This is a genomic window from Gammaproteobacteria bacterium (assembly GCA_013696315.1).
In the GTDB taxonomy this organism is placed as follows: Bacteria; Pseudomonadota; Gammaproteobacteria; order JACCYU01; family JACCYU01; genus JACCYU01.
Genome location: JACCYU010000164.1, coordinates 1 through 5,926, shown reverse-complemented (window position 1 = coordinate 5,926; position 5,926 = coordinate 1). Strand labels below are relative to the sequence as shown.

Genomic DNA, 5,926 nt, shown 5'->3' with positions numbered 1-5,926 from the left:
GAAAAGAGCAGGAAACGAGTCACTTTTCGCGCCCAACACTCCCGTCAGCGAACCGATGAACCATCAACACGACTCGAAACCTGCGCTCGCGACGCGAGCCGGCTTCTCAAGTCCGACAGGCTGCTAGGAAAATCTTCAAGAAAAGCGTCGAGAGAGTCTCCCGCTTCAAGATGTTCTATCAAGGTCCGCACCGGCACCCGCGTCCCGGCAAAAACCGGCGTTCCGCCCAACCGGCTCGGCGACTTGGTAATGAGTGGGTTTGGAATGCGCATAGTCTTACTCCAGTTCTCAGATTGCCACGCTGGCTTTGAGCTGGCTAACTGGAACCCGGGCCCGCGGCTGACAAATCTCGTCGCATGCTGACGGCGGCGGTCGGTCGCGACGCACCGTTCGTCGTCGCGCAATTGTTGAGGGGGTCACGGAATCTTTGCCGTAACAAGGGGTTGCGCGTTCGCGCGCGTTTGGCACGCAAGCTGAATCAGGGTATCGCAGGATCGAAGTATCGATCCTCCAAGTCAATTCTCACGGACGAGGAAGCACCTTCCCCGATTAGTGAAAAGACTGACCCCAAACGGAAGTAAAATTTTTAAGGAAAATCAAATGAACAAGCAGGCACAAAAGGGTTTTACGTTGATCGAACTGATGATCGTGGTTGCGATCATCGGCATTCTGGCCGCGATTGCGATTCCGGCTTATCAGGATTACACGATTCGCGCGCGCGTCAGCGAAGGCTTGAGCTTAGCTTCCGCGATGAAGCTAGCGATCACAGAAACTCAGCAATCCGCGGGCTCCGGCACCAAAGTTTGTACCGACGCCGCGACTTGTAGCGCGAACATCAGCGCGTCATTCCCCGCGACTACGGCTAATGTTACCTCCATCGTGTCTAGCGCTTCAGGCGTGATCACGGTTACGTACACTGCGGCCGTCGGCCCGGCGACCGCTAATGTAATCACGATTGCCCCGGTTACCGGTGCAGGTGTAGCGCTTGACCTCTCGGCCGCGGCTTCTGTCGGCCAAGCAGTAAACTGGGTTTGTGGTACAGGCGTCGCTGCAACCGCAACGACCGTACCGGCTAACTATCGCCCCAGCAGCTGTAATTAAAATAAGCAAGCAAGCGTAGCAAGCGTAGGTTGGGGTGAATGCAATGAACCCCAACAAACAAACTAAGATGCCGGGTTACGCCGCGCTAATCCAGACTACAAAAGCTGCTAGAACAACAACGCTAGAAAGACGGCGATCTGAATAGCGTACAGGGGTATGACAAGGCCGACCATCCATTTGATAAAGCGGATCTCCAACTCCTTCAGGTCGCCTTTCGTCGCCATATCGCGAAGATCGGCCTTCGTGACCGAGTCCTCATGATCACGACTCAGGGCGGAGATCAGCGCCTCGGCCTGTGCCTCGCTGAAACCTGCCGCGCTCAGACGCTTGACCGCGGCATGGGTGTCGAATGTGGTGCGCTACTCATGGCTCGGCCAGTATAGCAAGCGTAGGGTGCGGCTCAAGCACGTGCGGTAAACGCAACACTCCGAAAGCCCCTCCCCGCGAGGGGCTTTCTTTTTTGAAATTCGCCAGCCATCCGTGGCGAAGCGCCGGTGATATGGACACCCGGCCCCGACATCCATGTCGGCGCGTGCGCCGGCGCAAGGCTTCAATCGCCTCGCGCATTCCCGGCGCACCCTCCCCGCGAGGGGCTTTCTTTTTCCACGGCTGTCTTGGTGCGCCTGAATACGCGCGTCTGGTTTACGGAAGCGATAACAGAATTTGCGGCACGAGCCATAACAACGCGAGAGAGACAACAAGATTGAAGCCCACTATCCACTTCAACAGCTTCACGTCGCTCTTCAATTCAACGATATCTTCCGACAACGCCTCCGAGACATCAGCCGCGTGCTGATCCTCGATACCGATCGACCGTAGAGCTTCATACAATTTACGATTCATCGTGGCCATGCGAGCAGCATACCACTCATCTTTCCGGGTCAATGTAGCAAGCGCAGGGCGCGTATCACGCGCCACCTGGGCTACGCTTGCTGGCCAAGTGACGGGAATCACACAGTATTGAACAAGGTGAGCAAGACAGCGATCAACGCGGCGTACAAGGGCACGATCAGCGCCACCATCCATTTGATCAAGCGATTCTCCAGCGCGCCGATCTCGTGGCGCAGCTCGGAAAAGTCCGCTTTAGTCGCCGTGCGCAACTCGGCAATGTCCGCTTTAGTCGCCGTGCGGAACTCGGCGATAGCCGCTTTAGTCGCCGTGCGGAACTCGGTCATCTCGGAGCGCAGGTCGCCTTGGTCACGAGATCGCCGTGCCGCGACGCCAAGGTCTCGACCAGCGCCTCGGCCTGGCGCTCGTCAAAGCCGGAGGCGGTCAGGCGCTTGACGGCGGCGTGTGAATCGAAAGGCGCGGCGGACATGACCCGGATTCTAGCATGGCCTACCGCGCCTACAAGCAAGCAGGACGCGCTGTGCGCACAAGGGCGGCCGGATAGACCAGTTCTGGCCAGGGAATGGCCAGAACCAACCTATCCCGCCGTCCTTCAACACTCCGAAAGCCCCTCCCCGCGAGGGGCTTTCTTTTTGCTCATGCGTTATACTTTTTGCATGTCGAGGGCAGACCGCGTGAAAGAGGAGCTTGGTTGGCTCAAGGTTGTTTTCGCGGTTGCCGTGGCCCTTGACGCTTCATTGGTCGCATGGCTTGCGCAAAACTACGACACGGCTAGTCGAGTTATGATGGCCGCCGGGCTTATTGCCGCACTGGCTCTTGCAGCCATTGTCGTGCTTGTAAATCGTCGAGCGTACTTTCGTCTCGAGGACCTGGAGGACTTGTGATGGAATGGGTCGTAATCGTCGCGCTAGCGGCGCTCGTAGGCGCGCTGGGCATCGTGGTGCGTGACGCCACCAAGCATGGACATAAATGACACCTGTGATACAGCAAGCATAGGGCGCGTACCACGCCCTATGCTGACCGCATCACGCACCACCGAAAGTCCCTCCCCGCGAGGGGCTTTCTCTTCGCAGCGATGGCGACCCAATCCTGACCTGGCGAGTTCCCAAGGTTTGTTTCAGTTTGACCGTACATGTACACTTAAACGTACATGTATGGCCACCAAACTGTGGAGGTGTCATGGACGCCATTTCTTACACTCAAGCGCGCGCGCATCTGGCCGAAACCATGGACAAGGTTAATCGGGATCGCGCGCCCATTATCATCACGCGCAGAAACGGTGCATCTGTGGTCATGGTTTCGCTGGAGGACTACAACGCCTGGGAAGAAACCGCGTACCTACTTCGCAGTCCGGCGAACGCGCGCGTCCTGGCGGACTCCATTGAAGAGGTCGAAGCGGGTAAGGCGACGGAAAGAACGCTGCTCGAGGATGGTTAAGTTTCGACCCGAGCGTGGCAAGACTATGTCTACTGGCAGCGAACCGACAAGAATGTCTTGAAGCGCATTAATGCACTGATCAAAGATATACAGCGATCACCCTTCGAGGGCATCGGCAAACCTGAACCTCTGAAACACAGCCTGGCGGGCTATTGGTCCCGGCGGATCAGCGACGAACATCGGCTGGTTTACAAGGTTGATGCGGACACCTTGATCGTCATTCAATGCCGATATCATTATTGAGCAAGCAAGCGTCGGGTGCGCTGTGCGGGCGCGGACTAACAAGACGCACCGAACCCCTCCCGGCGAGGGGCTTTCCTTTTCCGGGCCGGCGTCCGTGCGAAACGAATGTCGCCTCGAACAACGCGGCATGGCTCGTAATACGCCCCTACCCGCACCGCAACGCAACGCATCATCGAACATCCTCGCAAGGGGCCCACCGTTATTAGCTGAGCGACATAACCCGATCATTCTTCTGGGCGCAACCACGGCGTTCCTACAATGAAACGTTGATGACATTGATTGACATTGATGGTGATTGATATGGTTCAGATCACAACCCGTCTTTCCGACGACCTATTGGAAATGCTCGACACGGCGGCCAGCGCGCTCAAGCGCTGGTCAGGCTCGACGAACCAGATCGGCTGAGGATCATCACGGCAATCGATACGCTCTAGCATGCGCCACATAGAGGCGAGATCATGAAGGGCGATCTGACCGGGCTGCGAAGAGTGCGCGTTGGCAATTACAGGGTTGTCTACGAGGTCGCCGCGCGCGAGCTACTGGTGCTGGTGGTACGCACCGGACACCGCCGGGAAATTTACCGCAGAAGGAAATAACAATCGGCCAGGCGTAGGGCGGAACGCGTCAGCGGTTCCGCCGCCGGAATGAATCTATTCAACCAGTTCCAGGCGCCGCTCAACACGCTCGAAACGTTCGTCGAGACGATCGATGCGACGGGAAAGCGAGGCATACTGCTCTTCCAGATGGCCAAGACGATTTTTGACTTCTCTCATGTCCTCGCGCACACCATCCACCGCGGTGCGAAGATGCCGCAGGTGCTCGAGAATGATACTTTCTATATCGGCCATGATTGAATCGTAGCAAGCATGGACTGGAATGAGCAAGCAAGTATAGGGTGCGGCTTAAGCGTACGCAGGCAAGATCCCGCGCCTGAGCAGGTCAGTTATGATCTATGGCAGGCCAGCCAGAAGGCCGACAGCATCGACGTGAAGCCCGTACTGCGCGCCGCCTGACCGCATTACGTTCATGCGCAACCCAGTCTGGGGGCTGCCGCAAACGCCTTCGCCAGCCGAATCGCGATTTCCGCGGAAATCGCGGAGCGCCCATTGATGATGGCCGACAGGTGCGCGGCTGACGCCCAGATGATCGGCCGCCGCGCTGATGACTTGAAACACAGATCGAGAATGCTCTCGCCGGGGTGCGAGGGATCGTACATCATGACGTGTTCCTCCTAGTGATAGTCTTCATAATCCACATCCACAAACTCGCCGTCGGCATCCACGTGCCAGGTCACGCGGTAATTCGCGCGCACGGTCACCGCAAAGGTGCCGTGCCGATCTCCACGCAAGCGGTGAAAATGCAGACCCGGCAAGTCCATTTCCGCCGTAGTCTCGGCCGCATCCATGCGAGGACCATCACCGAAATGCTAGCAGGCGCGCGGATGTAATCAAGGTAGGCAATGCGACGCCGCCACGGTAAACCTCCCCACGGTCACGCGGATTCGACAGGACGCCGATCGGCAAATAAGCACCGCTTGTCGCCCGCGCCGCCGATGCGTTACGGGCGCCGCGCCTATCTGCGTCATACTCAAGGGACTAATTGCGCATGCCATGGGCAGGCCGACCGTCTTGTTACCACGGTCAAACTGACGTTCACGAACCTCGATATGATTACGTCGCATGAATCAACCGGCATCTACAATGCTGATCACCAAACTCAAGCTGAACGGCCTGGCCCGGCGGCTGATTAACGAGGGCCTGATCAGCCAGGGCGACGCGCTGATTGCGTCAGAAGAGGCCAAACAGCAACGCGTCTCTCTGGTCACGCATCTGGTTAAAGAGCGCAAGGTCGACTCCGGCGAACTCGCTCTCGCCGCCTCGAGCGAATTCGGTATGCCGTTGTTCGACATCACGGCGCTGGATGCCGACTTTATGCCGAAGAACCTGGTCGGCGAAAAACTGCTACGCCAGCATCATGCGTTGCCGATCGGACGTCGCGGCGGGCGACTGTTTGTCGCCATCTCCGATCCCATGAATCAGGCGGCGCTGGACGAGATCAAGTTTCACACGAGCCTGCGCACGGAGCCCGTCCTGGTCGAGGAAGACAAACTCGCCCAACTGCTCGAAACCGCGCTGGCTGAAAACGACGCCATGGCGATGATGAGGGGTCTGACCGACGCCGACCTGGAAAACCTGATCATTACCGCCGAAGGCGACACCAAGGCGCCTGACGTGGGCGCGCCGGATGTCGACGACACACCCGTAGTGCGCTTTATCAACAAGGTATTGCTGGACGC

At 57.9% G+C, this 5,926-nt stretch carries 13 protein-coding genes and 2 pseudogenes; 7 read left to right on the top strand and 8 right to left on the bottom strand.

Annotated features, from left to right (window positions below):
- Positions 1-44: 44 nt before the first annotated feature.
- A complete protein-coding gene (locus H0V34_09950; protein MBA2492000.1) occupies positions 45-272 on the bottom strand; it encodes a DUF433 domain-containing protein in 228 nt (75 codons plus the stop codon).
- Between the two features lie 328 nt (positions 273-600).
- On the opposite strand from H0V34_09950, the gene H0V34_09945 reads away from it, so the two are divergent.
- Complete coding sequence (locus H0V34_09945; protein MBA2491999.1) at positions 601-1,101, top strand: pilin; 501 nt, start codon at positions 601-603, stop codon at positions 1,099-1,101.
- 107 nt (positions 1,102-1,208) lie between these two features.
- Here the strand turns inward: H0V34_09945 and H0V34_09940 are convergent, their stop codons facing one another.
- From H0V34_09940 to H0V34_09925, 4 genes are all read right to left on the bottom strand, one after another.
- The gene (locus tag H0V34_09940; protein MBA2491998.1) at positions 1,209-1,424 is read right to left on the bottom strand and encodes a hypothetical protein; all 216 of its coding nucleotides are present in this window, start codon (positions 1,422-1,424) and stop codon (positions 1,209-1,211) included.
- Positions 1,425-1,743: 319 nt separating this feature from the next.
- Complete coding sequence (locus H0V34_09935) at positions 1,744-2,019, bottom strand: hypothetical protein (GenBank protein MBA2491997.1); 276 nt, start codon at positions 2,017-2,019, stop codon at positions 1,744-1,746.
- A gap of 32 nt (positions 2,020-2,051) precedes the next feature.
- Positions 2,052-2,276, bottom strand: coding sequence for a hypothetical protein (locus H0V34_09930; protein ID MBA2491996.1), 225 nt, complete (start codon positions 2,274-2,276; stop codon positions 2,052-2,054).
- On the bottom strand, positions 2,273-2,419 hold the full coding sequence (locus tag H0V34_09925) for a DUF1640 domain-containing protein (GenBank protein MBA2491995.1): 147 nt from the start codon (positions 2,417-2,419) through the stop codon (positions 2,273-2,275). Before H0V34_09925 ends, H0V34_09930 begins: the two co-directional genes overlap by 4 nt.
- A 205-nt stretch (positions 2,420-2,624) precedes the next feature.
- Here H0V34_09925 and H0V34_09920 point away from each other — a divergent pair, with 205 nt between their 5' ends.
- From H0V34_09920 to H0V34_09905, 4 genes and pseudogenes are all read left to right on the top strand, one after another.
- On the top strand, positions 2,625-2,834 hold the full coding sequence (locus H0V34_09920; GenBank protein ID MBA2491994.1) for a hypothetical protein: 210 nt from the start codon (positions 2,625-2,627) through the stop codon (positions 2,832-2,834).
- 295 nt (positions 2,835-3,129) lie between these two features.
- On the top strand, positions 3,130-3,387 hold the full coding sequence (locus H0V34_09915; GenBank protein MBA2491993.1) for a type II toxin-antitoxin system prevent-host-death family antitoxin: 258 nt from the start codon (positions 3,130-3,132) through the stop codon (positions 3,385-3,387).
- Between the two features lie 12 nt (positions 3,388-3,399).
- Positions 3,400-3,630, top strand: a pseudogene (locus H0V34_09910) (Txe/YoeB family addiction module toxin).
- A 335-nt stretch (positions 3,631-3,965) separates the two neighbouring features.
- A pseudogene (locus tag H0V34_09905) lies at positions 3,966-4,226 on the top strand (type II toxin-antitoxin system mRNA interferase toxin, RelE/StbE family).
- 54 nt (positions 4,227-4,280) lie between these two features.
- Here the strand turns inward: H0V34_09905 and H0V34_09900 are convergent.
- Positions 4,281-4,478, bottom strand: a complete 198-nt coding sequence (locus tag H0V34_09900) for a hypothetical protein (GenBank protein ID MBA2491992.1) — start codon at positions 4,476-4,478, stop codon at positions 4,281-4,283.
- An 18-nt stretch (positions 4,479-4,496) separates the two neighbouring features.
- On the opposite strand from H0V34_09900, the gene H0V34_09895 reads away from it, so the two are divergent.
- Positions 4,497-4,643 (top strand): hypothetical protein, encoded by a 147-nt coding sequence (locus tag H0V34_09895; protein ID MBA2491991.1) that lies wholly within the window; start codon positions 4,497-4,499, stop codon positions 4,641-4,643.
- 11 nt (positions 4,644-4,654) lie between these two features.
- On the opposite strand, the gene H0V34_09890 is transcribed toward H0V34_09895, so the two are convergent.
- Both H0V34_09890 and H0V34_09885 read right to left on the bottom strand, forming a co-directional pair.
- Positions 4,655-4,849 carry a hypothetical protein gene (locus H0V34_09890; protein MBA2491990.1) on the bottom strand — a complete coding sequence of 65 codons (195 nt, stop codon included), beginning with the start codon at positions 4,847-4,849 and terminating at the stop codon, positions 4,655-4,657.
- Positions 4,850-4,861: 12 nt separating this feature from the next.
- Positions 4,862-5,035 carry a type II toxin-antitoxin system RelE/ParE family toxin gene (locus H0V34_09885; GenBank protein MBA2491989.1) on the bottom strand — a complete coding sequence of 58 codons (174 nt, stop codon included), beginning with the start codon at positions 5,033-5,035 and terminating at the stop codon, positions 4,862-4,864.
- Between the two features lie 295 nt (positions 5,036-5,330).
- On the opposite strand from H0V34_09885, the gene H0V34_09880 reads away from it, so the two are divergent.
- On the top strand, positions 5,331-5,926 hold a 596-nt coding region (locus H0V34_09880; protein ID MBA2491988.1), incomplete at its 3' end, for a type IV-A pilus assembly ATPase PilB.

What these genes read in the sequence shown, in the direction of transcription:
- H0V34_09945 (MBA2491999.1), top strand. Translation starts at nt 601, where the DNA reads ATGAACAAGCAGGCACAAAAGGGTTTTACGTTGATCGAACTGATGATC.
- H0V34_09890 (MBA2491990.1), bottom strand. Translation starts at nt 4,849, where the DNA reads ATGATGTACGATCCCTCGCACCCCGGCGAGAGCATTCTCGATCTGTGT.
- H0V34_09930 (MBA2491996.1), bottom strand. Translation starts at nt 2,276, where the DNA reads ATGACCGAGTTCCGCACGGCGACTAAAGCGGCTATCGCCGAGTTCCGC.
- H0V34_09915 (MBA2491993.1), top strand. Translation starts at nt 3,130, where the DNA reads ATGGACGCCATTTCTTACACTCAAGCGCGCGCGCATCTGGCCGAAACC.
- H0V34_09895 (MBA2491991.1), top strand. Translation starts at nt 4,497, where the DNA reads ATGGACTGGAATGAGCAAGCAAGTATAGGGTGCGGCTTAAGCGTACGC.
- H0V34_09925 (MBA2491995.1), bottom strand. Translation starts at nt 2,419, where the DNA reads ATGTCCGCCGCGCCTTTCGATTCACACGCCGCCGTCAAGCGCCTGACC.
- H0V34_09900 (MBA2491992.1), bottom strand. Translation starts at nt 4,478, where the DNA reads ATGGCCGATATAGAAAGTATCATTCTCGAGCACCTGCGGCATCTTCGC.
- H0V34_09885 (MBA2491989.1), bottom strand. Translation starts at nt 5,035, where the DNA reads ATGGATGCGGCCGAGACTACGGCGGAAATGGACTTGCCGGGTCTGCAT.
- H0V34_09950 (MBA2492000.1), bottom strand. Translation starts at nt 272, where the DNA reads ATGCGCATTCCAAACCCACTCATTACCAAGTCGCCGAGCCGGTTGGGC.